At 65.7% G+C, this 17,536-nt stretch carries 13 protein-coding genes; 6 read left to right on the top strand and 7 right to left on the bottom strand.

The features are described 5' to 3' along the window. Nucleotides 1–2: 2 nt before the first annotated feature. A complete protein-coding gene (locus tag N5C91_RS19715; protein ID WP_236173748.1) occupies nucleotides 3–980 on the bottom strand; it encodes a dipeptidase in 978 nt (325 codons plus the stop codon). Nucleotides 981–1,472: 492 nt separating this feature from the next. After that, a complete protein-coding gene (gbcA, locus tag N5C91_RS19710) occupies nucleotides 1,473–2,762 on the bottom strand; it encodes a glycine-betaine demethylase subunit GbcA (RefSeq protein ID WP_045214087.1) in 1,290 nt (429 codons plus the stop codon). Between the two features lie 425 nt (nucleotides 2,763–3,187). Here gbcA and gbcB point away from each other — a divergent pair, with 425 nt between their 5' ends. Continuing rightward, complete coding sequence (gbcB, locus tag N5C91_RS19705) at nucleotides 3,188–4,291, top strand: glycine-betaine demethylase subunit GbcB (RefSeq protein ID WP_236173744.1); 1,104 nt, start codon at nucleotides 3,188–3,190, stop codon at nucleotides 4,289–4,291. Between the two features lie 235 nt (nucleotides 4,292–4,526). Here the strand turns inward: gbcB and fusA are convergent, their stop codons facing one another. Continuing rightward, complete coding sequence (fusA, locus tag N5C91_RS19700; protein ID WP_279831409.1) at nucleotides 4,527–6,575, bottom strand: elongation factor G; 2,049 nt, start codon at nucleotides 6,573–6,575, stop codon at nucleotides 4,527–4,529. Between the two features lie 926 nt (nucleotides 6,576–7,501). Here fusA and N5C91_RS19695 point away from each other — a divergent pair. Further along, on the top strand, nucleotides 7,502–7,819 hold the full coding sequence (locus N5C91_RS19695; protein ID WP_226045662.1) for a heavy metal-binding domain-containing protein: 318 nt from the start codon (nucleotides 7,502–7,504) through the stop codon (nucleotides 7,817–7,819). 362 nt (nucleotides 7,820–8,181) lie between these two features. Here the strand turns inward: N5C91_RS19695 and N5C91_RS19690 are convergent, their stop codons facing one another. From N5C91_RS19690 to N5C91_RS19675, 4 genes are all read right to left on the bottom strand, one after another. Continuing rightward, nucleotides 8,182–9,228, bottom strand: coding sequence for a low specificity L-threonine aldolase (locus N5C91_RS19690; RefSeq protein WP_236173740.1), 1,047 nt, complete (start codon nucleotides 9,226–9,228; stop codon nucleotides 8,182–8,184). A 77-nt stretch (nucleotides 9,229–9,305) separates the two neighbouring features. Then, on the bottom strand, nucleotides 9,306–9,734 hold the full coding sequence (locus N5C91_RS19685) for a hypothetical protein (protein ID WP_279831406.1): 429 nt from the start codon (nucleotides 9,732–9,734) through the stop codon (nucleotides 9,306–9,308). Nucleotides 9,735–9,851: 117 nt separating this feature from the next. After that, nucleotides 9,852–10,529, bottom strand: a complete 678-nt coding sequence (locus N5C91_RS19680; RefSeq protein WP_236173737.1) for a hypothetical protein — start codon at nucleotides 10,527–10,529, stop codon at nucleotides 9,852–9,854. Between the two features lie 68 nt (nucleotides 10,530–10,597). Continuing rightward, entirely contained in the window at nucleotides 10,598–11,122 is a 525-nt protein-coding gene (locus N5C91_RS19675; protein WP_236173736.1) for a hypothetical protein, read from the bottom strand. A gap of 238 nt (nucleotides 11,123–11,360) precedes the next feature. On the opposite strand from N5C91_RS19675, the gene glyA reads away from it, so the two are divergent. The 4 genes from glyA (at nucleotide 11,361) to N5C91_RS19655 (ending at nucleotide 17,519) form a co-directional block, all read left to right on the top strand. Then, complete coding sequence (gene glyA, locus N5C91_RS19670; RefSeq protein ID WP_236173735.1) at nucleotides 11,361–12,614, top strand: serine hydroxymethyltransferase; 1,254 nt, start codon at nucleotides 11,361–11,363, stop codon at nucleotides 12,612–12,614. Nucleotides 12,615–12,787: 173 nt separating this feature from the next. After that, nucleotides 12,788–14,038 (top strand): sarcosine oxidase subunit beta, encoded by a 1,251-nt coding sequence (locus N5C91_RS19665; RefSeq protein WP_045214067.1) that lies wholly within the window; start codon nucleotides 12,788–12,790, stop codon nucleotides 14,036–14,038. A 131-nt stretch (nucleotides 14,039–14,169) separates the two neighbouring features. Next, complete coding sequence (locus N5C91_RS19660) at nucleotides 14,170–14,499, top strand: sarcosine oxidase subunit delta (protein WP_279831400.1); 330 nt, start codon at nucleotides 14,170–14,172, stop codon at nucleotides 14,497–14,499. Continuing rightward, on the top strand, nucleotides 14,499–17,519 hold the full coding sequence (locus tag N5C91_RS19655; RefSeq protein ID WP_279831399.1) for a sarcosine oxidase subunit alpha: 3,021 nt from the start codon (nucleotides 14,499–14,501) through the stop codon (nucleotides 17,517–17,519). The genes N5C91_RS19660 and N5C91_RS19655 overlap by 1 nt, the downstream gene beginning before the upstream one ends. Nucleotides 17,520–17,536 lie beyond the last annotated feature (17 nt).

Raw genomic sequence — 17,536 nt, 5'->3', positions numbered from 1 at the left:
GCTTATTCGCCCCAGACGTCCTTCAGGACGCGCACCCAGTTCTCGCCCATGACCTTGCGCACCACGCGCTCGGGCATGCCGCGCTTGAGCAGGGTCTCGGTGAGGTTGGGGAATTCGCCCACGGTGCGGATGCCCAGCGGGTTGACGATCTTGCCGAAGTTGGTGAGGCGGCGGGCGTAACCCTTGTCGTGGGTCAGCCACTCGAAGAAGTCCTGGCCGTGGCCCTGGGTGAAGTCGGTGCCGATGCCGATGGCGTCCTCGCCGACGAGGTTCATCACGTACTCGATGGCTTCGGCGTAGTCGTCGATGGTCGAGTCGATGCCCTTGGCGAGGAACGGCGCGAACATGGTCACGCCGACGAAGCCGCCGTGGTCGGCGATGAACTTCAGCTCGGCGTCGGACTTGTTGCGCGGATGTTCCTTGAGGCCCGACGGCAGGCAGTGGGAATAGGTGACGGGCTTCTTCGACTCGAGGATGACTTCCTCGGAGGTCTTCGAGCCGACGTGGGACAGGTCGCACATGATGCCCACGCGGTTCATCTCCGCGACGATCTCGCGGCCGAAGCCGGAGAGGCCGCCGTCGCGCTCGTAGCAGCCGGTGCCGACCAGGTTCTGGGTGTTGTAGCACATCTGCACGATGCCCACGCCCAGCTGCTTGAACACCTCCACATAGCCGATCTGGTCCTCGAACGCATGGGCGTTCTGGAAGCCGAAGAGGATGCCGGTCTTGCCCTGCTCCTTGGCCTTGCGGATGTCGGCCGTGGTGCGCACCGGGATGACCAGGTCGCCGTTCTCGCGGATCAGCTTCTGGCTGGCAACGATGTTGTTCACCGTGGCCTGGAAGCCTTCCCATACGGAGACGGTGCAGTTCGCGGCGGTCAGGCCGCCCTTGCGCATGTCTTCGAACAGCTCGCGGTTCCACTTGGCGATGATCAGGCCATCGATGACGATGCTGTCGGCGTGAAGTTCGGCTGGGCTCATCTTGGCGTCTCTCTATTCAGGCAAGGCTTGTCAGGCTTGGCGCGCCGGGACTTGTGCCGACGCTTTGCAGGCAGGATATCCCTGCCCCCGGAGGCGACCCGGTTCGAAAACGACCAGGGTCGACCCGAAAGCGTCAACCTCACGACATGGGCGACAGCGTTTGCGTCGTGCAGGGGAATGCGTGCCGTGCAAAGGCTCGGAAGCCGCGGATTACAGATAAGGAGGTGGTTCAGAGCCGAGACGTAGGATGGCGTGGAGCGCAGCGATACCCATCAATTTGCGATCGCAGGCCGCGCCGATGGGTATCGCTGCGCTCCACCCATCCTACAAAGAGCACAGCGACGGAGATCAGCGCTTGCGCCAGCAGGCGAAGAGGTTCCACGCCACCAGGCCGGTGACGAAGGCGGAGCTGCTGTAGAAGAGCATGGCGTCCACGTGGCTTCCTCGGTAACGACAGCGCCCCCGCTAACGGGGGCGCCGATGGGGCGGGGCCTACTTCTCGGCGACCAGGCGCGCGTGGGCGGATTCCTCGCCCAGGTTGTTGAGCATCCGCTCGCTGTACCAGTCGAGGAAGTTGATTACGCCGAACTCGTAGGTCTTCGAGTACGGCCCCGGCTGGTAGGCGGTGGAGTTGATACCACGCTGGTTCTCCTCGGCCAGGCGGCGGTCCTGGTCGTTGGTGGCGTCCCAGACTTCGCGCAGGCGCGCCACGTCGTAGTCGACGCCTTCCACCGCATCCTTGTGCACCAGCCACTTGGTGGTGACCACGGTTTCCTGCGCGCTGATCGGCCACACGGTGAAGACGATCAGGTGGTCGCCCATGCAGTGGTTCCAAGAATGCGGCAGGTGCAGGATGCGCATCGAGCCCAGGTCCGGGTTCTGGATGCGGCCCATGAGCTTCTTGCTGCCCTGCTTGCCATCCATGGTCATGGACACGGTGCCCTGCAGCAGCGGCATGCGCACGATGCGGTTGCGCAGGCCGAAGCTGGCGTGGGCGTAGGGGATCTTCTCGGCATCCCAGGCAGTGGTACAGGCCGCGACCTGGTCCTTGAACGCCTGGCTGGCGCGCGGGTCGGTAACGTCGTCCCACTCCAGCAGGGTGTTCAGCAGCTCCGGGTGCGAGCCGTTGCAGTGGTAGCACTCGCGGTTGTTTTCCAGCACCAGCTTCCAGTTGGCCTTTTCCCGCAGCGTGGTCTGCACCGCCACCTTGGTGTTCTCCATGTCGTACGGCTCCATGTAGTGCTCGAGCGTACGCAGGAAGTCGTCGATGGCCGGCGGGTTCTCCGACAGCGAGATGAAGATGTAGCCGCCGGCGGTCTTCACGTTCACCGGCTTCAAGCTGTAGTCCTTCATGTCGAAGTCCGCGCCCATCTCGGTGCCGGCGAACAGCAGACGGCCGTCCAGCTCGTAGGTCCACTGGTGGTAAGGGCAGACCAGCTTGGCGACCTTGCCCTTGTCGCTCACGCAGAGGCGCGAGCCGCGGTGGCGGCAGACGTTGTGGAAGGCGTGGATCTTGCCCTCGGCGCCGCGCAGCACGATCACCGGGTTGTCGCCGATCTGCAGGGTGAGGAAGTTGCCCTTGGCGGGAATCTCGCAGGTCATCCCGGCGATCAGCCATTCCTTGTGGAAGATCTCCTGCATGTCCAGCTGGAACAGGCGCTCGTCGTTGTAGAAGGGCTGCGGCAGCGAGAAGCTGTGGTCGCGAGTGCGCAGCATCTCGGCGGTGGCCTTGCGGGCCGGTTCCAGCGGATCGCCCAGACTCAGGGTAGTGGTGACGTCCATTGCTAGGTCCTCATGCCGCAGCCTGTTTGGCTGCCGGCGGAAATAAGTGGCTGATACGGTTTGCCACGCAGGGCATTTGCGGCAGGTGTCAGGCGCGCCGAGTGCGCCGTTTCCCGCCGTCGCGCTCAACCTGGGGGTTGCTCGGCATGGAGCTGAGTGTGGGGCCGCGACCCGGGAATACCCTTATCCATGGGCGACACGGCCAGATCATTTCCCGACGCGCAACGGCACGTGCCAGGCGGCAGGTCGCGATAAGCATGCAAATGTCGCTGGCAGGTAAATGCAGCGGGCATCCTCGTGCACACAATCCGCCCCATCAGGCATGCCGACAGGCCCCGTGCTTTCTATGTCCACGCGACGCAGACAAGCAGGCCCCGGCGCTGCCCCATCAGGCCCAGCACGGCCCGCGTGCGCGGAGAAACAGCATGTCGACGAACACCTTCCTCAACCCGGTCAACACCCAGACCTGGGCCAACGGCCGCCACCTGGTGCGCTGCGTGAAAGCCATCCAGGAAACCTGGGATGTGCGCACCTTCTGCTTCATGGCCGACGCGCCGATCATGTTCTTCTTCAAGCCGGGGCAGTTCGTCACCCTGGAGCTGGAGATCGACGGCCAGCCGATCATGCGTTCCTACACCATCTCCAGCTCGCCCTCGGTGCCCTACAGCTTCTCCATCACCATCAAGCGCGTACCCGGCGGCAAGGTGTCGAACTGGCTGCACGACAACCTCAAGGAGGGCGACCAGATCCCGGTGCACGGGCCGGTGGGCAACTTCAACGCCATCGACTTCCCGGCCGAGAAGGTACTGTTCCTCTCCGGTGGCGTCGGCATCACCCCGGTGATGTCGATGTCGCGCTGGTTCTTCGACACCAACGCCAACGTCGACATGGTCTTCGTGCACAGCGCGCGCACGCCCAAGGACATCATCTATCACCGCGAGCTGGAGCACATGAACTCGCGGATCAACAACTTCAAGCTGTACCTGGTCTGCGAGAAGTACGAGATGGGCGAATCCTGGGCTGGCTACCGGGGCTTCCTGAACAAGCCCATGTTGCAGCTGATGGCCCCGGACTACCTCGAACGCGAGGTCTTCTGCTGCGGCCCGACGCCCTACATGCACGCGGTCAAGCGCCTGCTCGAAGCCGAAGGCTACGACATGTCGCGCTACCACGAGGAAGCCTTCGGCCCGACCCCGCCGGAAGTCCGCGCCGACGTGAAGGAACTGGCCGCCGAGGCCGCCGAAGCGCCTGCCGTGCCGCTGGCCGAGCAGAACCTCGTGGAGTTCTGCGAAACCGGCAAGAGCATCCGCGTGGCGCCGGGCGAGACTGTCCACGCCGCCGCCGCCCAGCTCGGCCTGCACATTCCCAAGGCCTGCGGCATGGGCATCTGCGGCACCTGCAAGGTGATGAAGCGTTCCGGCGAGGTGGAGATGGAGCACAACGGCGGGATCACTGACGAAGACGTCGCCGAAGGCTACATCCTGTCCTGCTGCAGCGTGCCCAAGGGCGACGTGGTGATCGAGTACTGATCACAGGCTGCCCCCATCCGCCCCACACGTTACCCACTGAGTTATCCACAGGCCGGAGGTATCCCGACACCAGGTCGGAGACACCTCCGGCCGAACCGCCTGGCCGCCTCGATCCCACCTGCAACCCGCATGCCACGTGGCTTTCAGCAGACTTGCAGGACTGCTGTGGAGACGCGCGAAAGCGCACAGGCATGGGCCTTTGCGGCACCTGCCTGCGACAACTATCCACATTCGCTCAGTCTTCTTCCGGGGTTGCCTTGTAGCCACTGGACAGGCGCTGCTGCACGTCCTGTGGGACGGCGCTGTAATGGCTGGAGGAAAGGTTGTAGAGCCCCTGGCCGGCGGTGATGGATTTCAGCCGGTTGGCATAGCCGTCCAGCTCCGCCAGCGGAACCTGTCCGCGCACCAACGCCACGCTGGTGGATAACGACTCGGTACCCAGCACCTGGCCCCGGCGGCCAGTGAGATCGGCGGTGATGTCGCCCAGATGCGCCTCGGGAGTGGTCACCTCGATCTGCATCACCGGCTCCAGCACGACGCCACCGGCGTTGCGCAGGGCATCGAGCATGGCCTTGCGCCCGGCGGCCTGGAAGGCGATGTCCTTGGAATCCACCGAGTGGCTCTTGCCGTCGAACACCGTGACCTTGACGTCTTCCACCGGGAAGCCGGCCAGCGGCCCGGCCGTCAGCGCCGAGCGCACCCCCTTTTCCACCGAGGGGATGAAGTTGCCGGGAATCACCCCGCCCTTGATCGCATCGACGAAAGCGAAACCCTCACCACGCGGCAGCGGCTCGACGCGCAGGTACACCTCGCCGAACTGCCCCGCTCCGCCCGTCTGCTTCTTGTGCCGGCTGTGGCCCTCCGCCACGCGGCTGGCGGTCTCGCGGTAGGGCACGGCGGGCGCGCGGGTGTGCACCTCCAGCTTGTATTGTCCAGCCATGCGTTCCAGCAGGTAGCGCAGGTGCATCTCGCCCATACCGCGCAGTACGGTCTGCTGGGTCGAGGCGTTGTAGTCCAGGCGCACGCACGGGTCCTCGGCCTGCAGGCGCTGGAGGATTTCCGCCAGGCGCTGCTCGTCGCCGCGGCGGCTCGCCTCGATGGCCAGGCCCTGCATCGGCTCGGGGAATTCCAGCGGCTTCAGATGGATATGGTCCTCATCGTGGGAGTCGTGCAGCACCACCCCGTACTCCAGTTCGTCGACCTTGGTCAGCGCGCCGAAGTCTCCGGGGATCAGCCACGGCGCCTCCTCATGCTTCTTTCCCTGCAGGCGCAACAGGTGGCCGACCTTGAACGGCTTGCGTCCGTCGCCGGCGAACAGCTGCATTTCCCGGCGGATCGTGCCCTGGTGCACGCGGAACACGGCCAGGCGGCCGACGAAGGGGTCGATCACCACCTTGAACACGTGGGCCAGCACATGGGCCTTGGGGTCCGGCTGACAGGTCACCGGGTGTTCCCTGCCCTTGTCGTCGGTGCGCAGGAACAGCGGCGGATTGCCCTCGCAGGGATTGGGCGCGAGGCGCGCAAGAATATCGGCCAGCTCGGGTACACCGGCACCGCTGCGTGCGGAAACGAAGCACAGGGGAATCAGGTGCCCTTCGCGCAGCGCGCGCTCGAAGGGTTCGTGCAGCGCCTCGGGCGCCACCTCGCCCTCCTCCAGGTAATGCGCCATCAGCGCCTCATCCACTTCCACCACCTGGTCCACCAGCGCCTGGTGCGCCTCGGCCACGGAGGAGAAGTCAGCCTCGCCGTCGGGATTGAAGAAGCAGTCCACCACCCGTGCACCGCCCCCGGCGGGCAGATTGAGCGGCAGTACTTCCTTGCCGAACGACTCGCGCAAACCCGCCAGCAGGGCCGGCAGGTCAACGCGTTCGGCATCGATCTTGTTCACCACCAGCATCCGGCACAGGCCGCGTTCGCCCGCCCAGTCCATCATCCGCCGCGTGGACAGTTCGATGCCGTTCTGCGCGTTCACCACCACCAGCGCGGTTTCCACCGCGGCCAGCGCCGGCAACGCGTGGCCGATGAAGTCGGGATAACCGGGGGTGTCGACCAGACGGATGTGCGCGCCCGCGTGCTCGAAGTGCGCCAGTGCGGCGGCCAGGGAGTGGTGGTATTCGCGCTCCATGGGGTCGGAGTCGCAGAGGGTGTCGCCGCGCTCCAGCGAGCCCATGCTGGGGATTGCTCCGGCGTGCTGCAGCAGCGCCTCGGCAAGCAGGGTCTTGCCGCTGTCACCATGACCGACCAGGGCCACGGTGCGGATCTGTTCCACCGAGTAACTGGACATGCTGAATCTCCCGCCCCCAGGGTTTCTGCCCGCCGTGGGTAAATTATAGGCAGCCTCCCCTCGCGGCCCTGGACAAATATTGATCAACCTCACGGGAGCCAGAGGGAGCGGGGCTCGCAGCAATCCATCCACAACCCGCCCACAAGTTCCTGGCAGAACGCTGCACAGCCGATGTGGAAAACTCGTCGGGAAATCCGCTGCAAGCCAGTAACGACGCCACTCTCGCCATTTGATCAAAAAACGTACTGAGACAAGAACAGCGCGCCGTGCGCGGCCTGCAGCGATCTGGGTACAGCTTGTCCACAGCTTCCTCGAGATTCGCCCCACAGCCATTGTGGAAAGTTTTACGTAGGCCCCGCCATTGGGGAAAAGTCGCTGTGGATCAGCTGCTTGCGCCTCTTGCTGGTCAAATCTTGAGCAAGGCCGTGAAACCCACGGCAGGCGTGGCACCGACGATGTTTTCCACAGGAGGCGCACAAGTGGGTCAACACAAACCGGGGATAGCGGAGGAAAGATCGTGCACAGACCCTTTGCCAAAATCGATACACAGGCTCCCAAGTGATTGAAAAGAAGGGTTTGATCAGAAAACAGCCAGATCCAGGCAAGCCAGGCGCCATCAGCTGCGCAGGCTCCTCCCAACAGGTTTTCCACAGGTTGGGCAAGTGTGCCTCCACAGCAGCTGTGGAGATCTCCTCGACATTCAGCATTCCGCCTGAAAGCCCCGTATGGCGGGCACTTGGTAGAGATCCGCAGAGATTTTTACGCCTTCACGAAAGTGCCATGGGAGCGTCATTTTCCACCAGGTTGTCCACAGCTTTATCACAAGCTTTCCCCGGTACCTTCGGCAAACGCTGAAACACAGCCGTCGCGGCCTTCCGTGGGGTGCGGGGCTATGCTGGATTTCCCCCAGCAGAGGAGCCAGTCCCATGATCCTGACCACCACACCCACCATCGAGGGCAAGACCATCCAGGAATACCGCGGCATCGTGGTCGGCGAGGCGATCCTCGGCGCCAACGTGTTCCGCGACCTGTTCGCCGGCCTGCGCGACATCATCGGCGGCCGCTCCGGAGCGTACGAGAAGGAGTTGGGGCGGGCGCGGGAGATCGCCTTCGAGGAGTTGCAGGAGCGCGCGCAGGAGCTGGGCGCCAACGCCGTGGTCGGCATCGACCTGGATTACGAGGTGGTGGGCCAGAACGGCAGCATGCTGATGGTCAGCGTGAGCGGGACGGCGGTGAAGATATAGAAACCCTGCTTGTTCTCCGGGAGGCCCGAGCCATTGCCTCCCCCAGCCCTCTCCCTCAGGGAGAGGGGGCGATCCGTGCCGGCTGAGACCACCGTCTCATCCTGTGCCAATCGCTGTGGGGAGTAAGACCCCTTGTAGGAGCGAGCTTGCTCGCGAACCGCAGTCCGCCTGATTCCACGGTGTGAAGCGAAGCTACGGATGTTCGCGAGCAAGCTCGCTCCTACCATAAGGCGCGCGTCGCTCAAATATTGACCGGACCTGTGCAAGCCACGCCACCCGTGGCCTGCAATCATTCATCCACAGGTTGGCGACAGGTTGCCCGTGCAACCGTCCCCAGCGCCTGGGGACAACTCAGGCGCGTTTCAGCCGGCCGCCATGACCTTGCGAATGTCGGCAGCCAGTTCCTCGACCCGCTCGATCTCGGTATCCCACGAGCACATGAAGCGCGCGCCGCCGGCGCCGATGAAGGTGTAGAAGCGCCAGCCGAGCTGGCGCAAGGCTTCCAGCGCGGGTTCGGACATCTGCAGGAACACGCCGTTGGCTTCCACCGGGAACATCAGTTGCACCCCCGGCACATCGGCGACACGCTCGGCGAGCAGTTGTGCACAGCGGTTGGCATGGCTGGCGTAGTGCATCCAGGCGTCGTCCTGCAGCACACCCACCCAGGGCGCGGCGAGGAAGCGCATCTTCGAGGCCAGTTGGCCAGCCTGCTTGCAGCGGTAGTCGAAGCCTTCGGCCAGCTCGCGGTTGAAGAACAGGATGGCCTCGCCCACCGCCATGCCGTTCTTGGTACCGCCGAAGCACAGCACCTCGACGCCGGCCTTCCAGGTCAGCTCGGCCGGCGTGGCGCCGAGGAAGGCGCAGGCGTTGGAGAAGCGCGCGCCGTCCATGTGCAGGTGCAGGCCCAGTTCGCGACAGGTGGCGCTGAGCGCCTGCAGCTCGTCCGGGCGGTAGACGGTGCCGACCTCGGTGGCCTGGGTGATGGTGACCACGCGCGGCTTGGGATAGTGGATGTCCTGGCGCTTGAGAGCGATCTCGCGGATCGCTTCCGGGGTCAGCTTGCCCTGGGCGTCGGTGCGCGCCAGCAGCAGCTTGGAGCCGTTGGAGAAGAACTCCGGCGCGCCGCACTCGTCGGTCTCGACGTGGGCGGTCTCGGCGCAGATCACGCTGTGGTAGCTCTGGCACAGCGCCGCCAGGGCCAGGGAGTTGGCGGCGGTGCCGTTGAAGGCGAAGAACACTTCGCAGTCGGTCTCGAACAGCTCGCGGAAGTAGTCGGAGGCGCGGGCGGTCCACTGGTCGTCGCCATAGGCTCGTTCGTGGCCGCGGTTGGCCTCGGCCATGGCTGCCCAGGCTTCGGGGCAGATGCCGGAATAGTTGTCGCTGGCGAACTGTTGGGTGTTGTCGGTCATGGGGGTGCCTCGGCACTGCGCATAAAGTCAGTCAGCAGCGTAGCGAAAACCCCGTCCCTCGTGCAGCCCGCCAAGGCCTACCGGCGTTGCTGCAGGTAAGCCGAGACGAATTGAGCGGGATCCTGCGCCGTCGAAAGTGCCTGGTCGTAGCAGACCCGGCGCCCAACGCGCTCACCGGGGAGCATGACTTCGCCGCAGTCGCCGCGCAGCACCAGGGCAATCGGCTCCTCGCGCTGGGAATGCAGCTTGAACAGCGACTCGTCCAGCAGGCTCAGCCCATCCATTCGGTGAATGCGCATGTTCCAGGCGTGATCGACCCCGCCGACGCGCAGCAGATACATGTTGGCCCGGCGCGGCCCGATCTGCTCGAGCCAGACCTTGAGCCCATCGGTACCGCTGTAAGCCTTGATTTCGTGGACCGGCTGCGCAGGCATCTGCACCGCGTGCGCGGAGAGCGACAGCAGTGCCGCCAGGAATAGCGGCAGGCCTCGTGCTTTGAAATTCATGGTCCTCCACCTCTTCCTGACGTTGGGTGATAAGCAACGCCGGAGATTTTCCTCAGATATAGGAGAGGTGGAGAATCAGAACTTTGGACGCCTAAATGTCAGATATCTCTCCATCTGTCACGGCAGCTTGGTCAGCGCCATCTGCTCGGAGATCGGCACGAACAGCTCGCGCAGGGACTGGGCGGTGCCGCCGTTGGGCTTGTCCGGCGAGGTCATGTTGAGCACGTAGCGGCCCTTGATCAGGCCGGTCAGGCTGGACTCGCCGGCCTTGTCGTCCGGGCCCGGCACGCTGATCGCCAGCGGGTCGCCCATGCGCGTGCTGTCGATCAGCGGCAGGTACTGCTCGCCGCCGAACTGCGCGGCAGTGCCGTTCTGCAGCGCGGCCTGGCGCGCCTGGTTGAGCAGCGAGACGTTCTTCGCGGTGGTGTCGCGCAGCTTGGCCTGGGCGGCCAGATACTGCTTGGCGGCCTCGCCCTGCTGGTCGGTGCCCGGCGCCGGCAGGCCGGTGTCGGTCAGGGTCACGACCAGGTGCTGGCTGCCGTCGGCCTTGCCATAGACGATGGTAGCGTCGTCGTAGCCGCACTCGCGGGAGAGGTAGGGGTAGCCGTAGATGGCCTTGGCCGGCGGCAGGGCCTTTTCCAGTACATGGCCGGTGCAGCTGTCGCCGGCCGGCGTGGCTGCGGCGGTGCCGGCGGCTGCGGGCGCTTCGGCCTTGGCAGGTTTGCTGTCGTCACCACAGCCCTGCAGCGTCGCGGTGAGCAGCAGGGCGGAAAGCAGAGTCAGGGAGCGGTTCATGGCGTCCTCGCATATCGTGAGGGGCGCAGTTTAGTCCCTTGGCCGAGCGGTTCCTATCGGCAGCTGCATTACGCTGGATCGCAGCGCCAGCGACCGAGGGTCTTGTCGTAGATGGCGTCGATCACTGCCAGCCGGTCGCCGCGTGGCGCCAGGCAGAAGGTCCGCATGAACGTCGCCCGTGCGCCATCGCCGGCACTGTCACGGCCGTTGAGCGTGACGTGGTACAGCCCGGGAACCAGCGATTGCGCGGGACGCGTTTGCTTGAAGCCGGGAATGGCCTGTCCGTAGGCGAAGCAGGTGTCGCTGCGCAGCGGCGTGCCGACTGTCGGGTCTTCGGCGCCCGCCGCCCACAACGTCTCGTAGGGGTCGCGATAGACCTCGATGTAGCTCACGGCGACCTGCCGCTGGTCGACGTCCAGCAGGCGGTTGAAGAACATCCCGGGCGACTTGAACGCCTTGCCGCCGAAGCACAGGGTGTCGCCGCGTTGCCACACCTGTGCGTCGCCGTCGAACAACCGCGACATGCCCCAGGCCGATAGCGTCGAGATCAGCAGGGCAAGACACAGCGAAACGGATAGAAGGCAGCGATTCATCGCCTGGGCTCCACAGGCCACGCCGTCCTGGCGCGGGGATGTCGCATTCTGACCTGGGACAGGGGCCAATTCCACGCACCGGGTCGCTTCTGCGCCTGTCGCGGCATGTCGCAAACGCACCTAGCCGCGGCGTGCGTAGGCATCTGGTCCGGCAGGGCCAGTCATACCATCGCTGCCATGGGGGCCACTCGGCCCCGTACCGGCCATGGCGCTTCCGGGCGCCGCAGGGAGACCAGCGATGTTCAGCAAGCACGACCAGATCCAGGGCTATGACGACGAACTGCTCGCGGCGATGGATGCCGAGGAGGCCCGCCAGGAGGACCACCTCGAGCTGATCGCCTCGGAGAACTACACCAGCAAGCGCGTCATGCAGGCCCAGGGCAGCGGGCTGACCAACAAGTACGCCGAAGGCTACCCGGGCAAGCGCTACTACGGTGGCTGCGAGCATGTGGATAAGGTCGAGCAGCTGGCCATCGACCGCGCCAAGCAGTTGTTCGGCGCCGACTACGCCAACGTCCAGCCGCACTCCGGTTCCTCGGCCAACTCCGCCGTATACCTCGCGCTGATCAACGCCGGCGACACCATCCTGGGCATGAGCCTGGCCCACGGCGGCCACCTGACCCACGGCGCCAAGGTGTCGTCCTCGGGCAAGCTGTACAACGCGGTGCAGTACGGCCTCAACACCGACACCGGGCTGATCGACTACGACGAAGTCGAGCGCCTGGCCGTGGAGCACAAGCCGAAGATGATCGTCGCCGGCTTCTCCGCCTACTCCAAGACGCTGGACTTCCCGCGCTTCCGCGCCATCGCCGACAAGGTCGGGGCGCTGCTGTTCGTCGACATGGCCCACGTTGCCGGCCTGGTGGCTGCCGGCCTGTACCCGAACCCGCTGCCCTATGCCGACGTGGTCACCACCACCACCCACAAGACCCTGCGCGGCCCGCGCGGCGGCCTGATCCTGGCGAAATCCAACGAAGAGATCGAGAAGAAGCTCAACTCCGCCGTCTTCCCCGGCGCCCAGGGCGGCCCGCTGATGCACGTGATCGCCGCCAAGGCGGTGTGCTTCAAGGAAGCGCTGGAGCCCGGTTTCAAGGACTACCAGGCCCAGGTGATCAGGAACGCCCAGGCCATGGCCAAGGTATTCATCGAGCGTGGCTACGACGTGGTGTCCGGCGGCACCGACAACCACCTGATGCTGATCAGCCTGGTGAAGCAGGGTCTCACCGGCAAGGAAGCCGACGCCGCCCTCGGCCGCGTCGGCATCACGGTGAACAAGAACGCCGTGCCGAACGACCCGCAGAGCCCGTTCGTCACCTCCGGCATCCGCATCGGTACGCCGGCCGTCACCACCCGTGGCCTGAAGGAAGAACAGTGCCGCGAGCTGGCCGGCTGGATCAGCGACGTGCTGGACCACCTGGGCGACGCCGACGTCGAGGCCAAGGTGGCGACCCAGGTCGCCGGGCTGTGCGCGGACTTCCCGGTCTACCGTTGAGATTCCCCAAGGCTCTTCTGTAGGAGCGAGCTTGTGACCCACAGGGATGTGGGAAATGCCGTTATCCGTAGGGAACGGATTCGGCCTCGCGAACAGCCCCGCTGCGAGGCCATTCGCGAGCAAGCTCGCTCCTACAGGGGCGGCACGGCGACTAGAGATTTCAGGAGCACCCCATGCAACGCTACTCCGGCTTCGGCCTGTTCAAGCACTCCCTGAGCCACCACGAGAACTGGCAGCGCATGTGGCGCACGCCCACGCCCAAGCCGGTGTATGACGTGGTCATCGTCGGCGGCGGCGGGCACGGCCTGGCCACTGCCTACTACCTGGCCAAGGAGCACGGCATCACCAACGTCGCGGTGATCGAGAAGGGCTGGCTGGGCGGCGGCAACACCGCGCGCAACACCACCATCGTGCGTTCCAACTACCTGTGGGACGAGTCGGCACTGCTCTATGAACACGCCATGAAGCTGTGGGAAGGCCTGTCCCAGGACCTGAACTACAACGTCATGTTCTCCCAGCGCGGGGTCTACAACCTCTGCCACACCCTGCAGGACATGCGCGACGGCGAACGCCGCGTCAGTGCCAACCGCCTCAACGGCGTGGACGGCGAGCTGCTCAACGCCCAGCAGGTAGCCGAAGAGATTCCCTACCTGAACTGCACCAAAAGCGCCCGCTACCCGGTCATGGGCTCCACTGTGCAACGTCGCGGCGGCGTGGCTCGTCACGACGCCGTGGCCTGGGGCTTCGCCCGTGCCGCCGACGCCCTGGGCGTGGACCTGATCCAGCAGACCGAAGTGATCGGCTTCCGCAAGCAGGATGGCGCAGTGATCGGCGTCGAGACCAATCGCGGCTTCATCGGCGCCAAGCGCGTCGGCGTGGTCACCGCCGGCAACTCCGGACACATGGCGATGCTCGCCGGCTTCCGCCTGCCGATCGAATCCCACCCGCTGCAGGCGCTGGTTTCCGAGCCGCTGAAACCGATCATCGACAGCGTGATCATGTCCAACGCCGTGCACGGCTACATCAGCCAGTCGGACAAGGGCGACCTGGTCATCGGCGCCGGCATCGACGGCTACAACGGCTACGGCCAGCGCGGCTCCTACCCGGTGATCGAGCACACCCTGCAGGCCATCGTCGAGATGTTCCCGGTGCTCTCCCGCGTGCGCATGAACCGCCAGTGGGGCGGCATCGTCGACACTACCCCGGACGCCTGCCCGATCATCGGCAAGACCCCGGTGAAGAACCTGTTCTTCAACTGCGGCTGGGGCACCGGCGGCTTCAAGGCCACCCCCGGCTCGGGCAACGTCTTCGCCGCCACCCTCGCCAAGGGCGAGCCGCACCCGCTGGCCGCGCCCTTCTCCATCGAACGCTTCCACACCGGCGCGCTGATCGACGAACACGGCGCTGCGGCCGTAGCTCATTGAACATTCGTCCGTAGGGCGACAACTGATGACCTTCTCCCCCTGGGAGAGGGTGCCCGAAGGGCGGGTGAGGGTGGTTCGGCGAAACGCCAACACCCCGCGCCACTCGGAAAGAAACTCGGGAGGCTACAAAAATGCTGAACATCTTCTGCCCCCATTGCGGCGAGCTGCGTTCCGAAGAGGAATTCCACGCCAAGGGCCAGGCGCACATCCCGCGCCCGCTCGACCCCGCCGCCTGCACCGATGCCGAGTGGGGCGACTACCTGTTCTTCCGCGACAACCCGCGCGGCATCCACCACGAACTGTGGGTGCACGCCGCCGGCTGCCGCCAGTACTTCAACGTCACCCGCCACACGGTGACCTACGAGATTCTCGAAACCTACAAGATCGGCGAAAAGCCCAGCATCACCGCCGCCGACTCCGACAAGAAATCCGCCGTCCAGCCCGCCGTGGAGAAGGCCTAATGAGCCAGATCAATCGCCTGTCCCGTGGCGGTCGCATAGACCGCAACAAGCCGCTGACCTTCAGCTTCAACGGCCAGAGCTACCAGGGCTTCGCCGGTGACACCCTGGCCGCTGCCCTGCTGGCCAACGGCGTCGACATCCTCGGCCGCAGCTTCAAGTACTCGCGCCCGCGCGGCATCGTCGCCGCCGGTGCCGAAGAGCCCAACGCCATCCTGCAGATCGGCTCGCGTGAATCCACCCAGGTGCCCAACGTACGCGCCACCCAGCAGGCGCTGTACAGCGGGCTGGTAGCGACCGCCACCAACGGCTGGCCGAACGTGCAGAACGACCTCATGGGGATCTTCGGCAAGGTCGGCGGCAAGCTGATGCCGCCCGGCTTCTACTACAAGACCTTCATGTACCCGCAGTCCATGTGGCTGACCTACGAGAAGTACATCCGCAAGGCCGCGGGCCTTGGCCGCGCGCCCACCGAAGTGGACCCGGACAGCTACGACTGGATGAACCACCACGCCGACGTGCTGATCGTCGGCGCCGGCCCCGCCGGTATCGCCGCCGCCCTGGCTGCCTCGCGCAGCGGTGCGCGGGTGATCCTCGCCGACGAACAGGAAGAGTTTGGCGGCAGCCTGCTCGACACCCGCGAAACCCTCGACGGCAAGCCGGCCGAGGAATGGGTGGCCAAGGCCATCGCCGAGCTGGAAGGCAACCCGGACGTGATCCTGCTGCCGCGCGCCACGGTCAACGGCTACCACGACCACAACTTCCTCACCATCCATGAGCGCCGCACCGACCATATCGGCGAGACCGCTCCGCTGGGCCAGGTGCGCATGCGCGTGCACCGCGTCCGCGCCAACCGCGTGGTGCTCGCTGCCGGCGCCCACGAGCGCCCGCTGGTCTACGCGAACAACGACGTGCCGGGCAACATGCTCGCCGGCGCCGTCTCCACCTATGTGCGCCGCTATGGCGTGGCTCCGGGCAAGAAGCTGGTGCTGTCCACCAACAACGACTACGCCTACCGCGTCGCCCTGGACTGGCAGGAAGCCGGTCTGCAGGTAGTCGCCATCGCCGACGCCCGTCCCAATCCGCGCGGCGAATGGGTCGAGGAAGCGCGCAAGCGCGGCATGCGGGTCATCACCGGCAGCGCAGTGATCGAGGCACGCGGCAGCAAACGCGTGACCGGTGCGAAGGTCGCCTCCATCGACACCTTCCGCCACACCGTCAACGCACCCGGCGAATGGCTGGACTGCGACCTGGTGGCCAGTTCCGGCGGTTACAGCCCGGTGGTGCACCTGGCCTCGCACCTGGGCGGCAAGCCGGAATGGCGCGAGGACATCCTCGCCTTCGTTCCCGGCCTGGCCTTCCAGAAACGCATCTGTGCCGGCGCGGTGAACGGCGTGTTCCGCCTCGCCGATGCCCTGGCCGACGGCTACCAGGCCGGCAGTCAAGCGGCGGTCGACGGCGGCTTCAAGGCTGTCGACGGTGCGCTGCCGGTGGTCGCCGAGCGCGCCGAGGACGCCACCCTCGCGCTGTTCCAGGTGCCCCACGAGAAATCCACGGCGCGCGCGCCCAAGCAGTTCGTCGACACCCAGAACGACGTCACCGCCGCCGCCATCGAACTGGCCTGCCGCGAGGGCTTCGAGTCCATCGAGCACGTCAAGCGCTACACCGCGCTGGGCTTCGGCACCGACCAGGGCAAGCTGGGCAACATCAACGGCCTGGCGATTGCCGCCCGCGCCCAGGGCAAGAGCATCGCCGACACCGGCACCACCATGTTCCGCCCGAACTACACCCCGGTGACCTTCGGCGCCGTCGCCGGCCGGCACTGCGGCCACCTGTTCGAGCCGGTGCGTTTCACCGCCCTGCACGCCTGGCACGTGAAGAATGGCGCCGAGTTCGAGGACGTCGGCCAGTGGAAGCGCCCCTGGTACTTCCCCAAGCGTGGCGAAGACATGCACGCCGCCGTGGCCCGCGAATGCCGCGCCGTGCGTGAGTCGGTCGGTCTGCTCGACGCCTCGACCCTGGGCAAGATCGACATCCAGGGCCCGGACGCCCGCGAGTTCCTCAACCGCGTCTACACCAACGCCTGGACCAAGCTGGACGTGGGCAAGGCCCGCTACGGCCTGATGTGCAAGGAAGACGGCATGGTCTTCGACGATGGCGTGACCGCCTGCCTGGCCGACAACCACTTCGTCATGACCACCACCACCGGCGGCGCGGCGCGCGTGCTGGAGTGGCTGGAGCTGTACCACCAGACCGAATGGCCGGAGCTGAAGGTGTACTTCACCTCGGTCACCGACCACTGGGCCACCCTGACCCTGTCCGGCCCCAACAGCCGCAAGCTGCTGGCCGAGGTCACCGACATCGACCTGGACAAGGACGCCTTCCCGTTCATGACCTGGAAGGAAGGCAAGGTCGCCGGCGTGCCGGCGCGGGTGTTCCGCATCTCCTTCACCGGCGAGCTGTCCTACGAGGTGAACATCCAGGCCAACTACGCCATGGGTGTGCTGGAGGCCATCATCGCCGCCGGCGCCAAGTACAACCTGACGCCGTACGGTACCGAGACCATGCACGTCCTGCGCGCCGAGAAGGGCTTCATCATCGTCGGCCAGGACACCGATGCCTCGGTCACCCCGGACGACCTCAACATGGGTTGGGCGGTGGGTCGCACCAAGCCGTTCTCGTGGATCGGCTGGCGCGGCATGAACCGCGCCGACTGCCAGCGCGAAGACCGCAAGCAGCTGGTGGGCCTGAAGCCGACCAACCCGATGGACCTGCTGCCCGAGGGCGCGCAACTGCTGTTCACTCCGCAGCACAGCGTCCCGGCGACCATGGTCGGCCACGTCACCTCCAGCTACATGAGCAGCAGCCTGGGCTACAGCTTCGCCCTGGCGGTGGTGAAGGGCGGCATCAAGCGCCTGGGCGAGAAGGTCTATGCGCCGCTGGCGGATGGCCGGGTGATCGAGGCGGAAATCTGCAGTTCGGTGTTCTACGACCCGAAAGGCGAACGGCAGAACGTGGATTGACCCGGCGCGTCCGGCTG

Origin of the sequence: Pseudomonas sp. GD03903, from assembly GCF_029840045.1 — a bacterium.
GTDB lineage: Bacteria > Pseudomonadota > Gammaproteobacteria > Pseudomonadales > Pseudomonadaceae > Pseudomonas > Pseudomonas pseudonitroreducens.
The sequence above is the reverse complement of the archived record's forward strand: the minus strand, read 5'-3'. Positions and strand labels throughout refer to the sequence as shown.

What these genes read in the sequence shown, in the direction of transcription:
- N5C91_RS19715 (WP_236173748.1), bottom strand. Translation starts at nt 980, where the DNA reads ATGAGCCCAGCCGAACTTCACGCCGACAGCATCGTCATCGATGGCCTG.
- gbcA (WP_045214087.1), bottom strand. Translation starts at nt 2,762, where the DNA reads ATGGACGTCACCACTACCCTGAGTCTGGGCGATCCGCTGGAACCGGCC.
- gbcB (WP_236173744.1), top strand. Translation starts at nt 3,188, where the DNA reads ATGTCGACGAACACCTTCCTCAACCCGGTCAACACCCAGACCTGGGCC.
- fusA (WP_279831409.1), bottom strand. Translation starts at nt 6,575, where the DNA reads ATGTCCAGTTACTCGGTGGAACAGATCCGCACCGTGGCCCTGGTCGGT.
- N5C91_RS19695 (WP_226045662.1), top strand. Translation starts at nt 7,502, where the DNA reads ATGATCCTGACCACCACACCCACCATCGAGGGCAAGACCATCCAGGAA.
- N5C91_RS19690 (WP_236173740.1), bottom strand. Translation starts at nt 9,228, where the DNA reads ATGACCGACAACACCCAACAGTTCGCCAGCGACAACTATTCCGGCATC.
- N5C91_RS19685 (WP_279831406.1), bottom strand. Translation starts at nt 9,734, where the DNA reads ATGAATTTCAAAGCACGAGGCCTGCCGCTATTCCTGGCGGCACTGCTG.
- N5C91_RS19680 (WP_236173737.1), bottom strand. Translation starts at nt 10,529, where the DNA reads ATGAACCGCTCCCTGACTCTGCTTTCCGCCCTGCTGCTCACCGCGACG.
- N5C91_RS19675 (WP_236173736.1), bottom strand. Translation starts at nt 11,122, where the DNA reads ATGAATCGCTGCCTTCTATCCGTTTCGCTGTGTCTTGCCCTGCTGATC.
- glyA (WP_236173735.1), top strand. Translation starts at nt 11,361, where the DNA reads ATGTTCAGCAAGCACGACCAGATCCAGGGCTATGACGACGAACTGCTC.
- N5C91_RS19665 (WP_045214067.1), top strand. Translation starts at nt 12,788, where the DNA reads ATGCAACGCTACTCCGGCTTCGGCCTGTTCAAGCACTCCCTGAGCCAC.
- N5C91_RS19660 (WP_279831400.1), top strand. Translation starts at nt 14,170, where the DNA reads ATGCTGAACATCTTCTGCCCCCATTGCGGCGAGCTGCGTTCCGAAGAG.
- N5C91_RS19655 (WP_279831399.1), top strand. Translation starts at nt 14,499, where the DNA reads ATGAGCCAGATCAATCGCCTGTCCCGTGGCGGTCGCATAGACCGCAAC.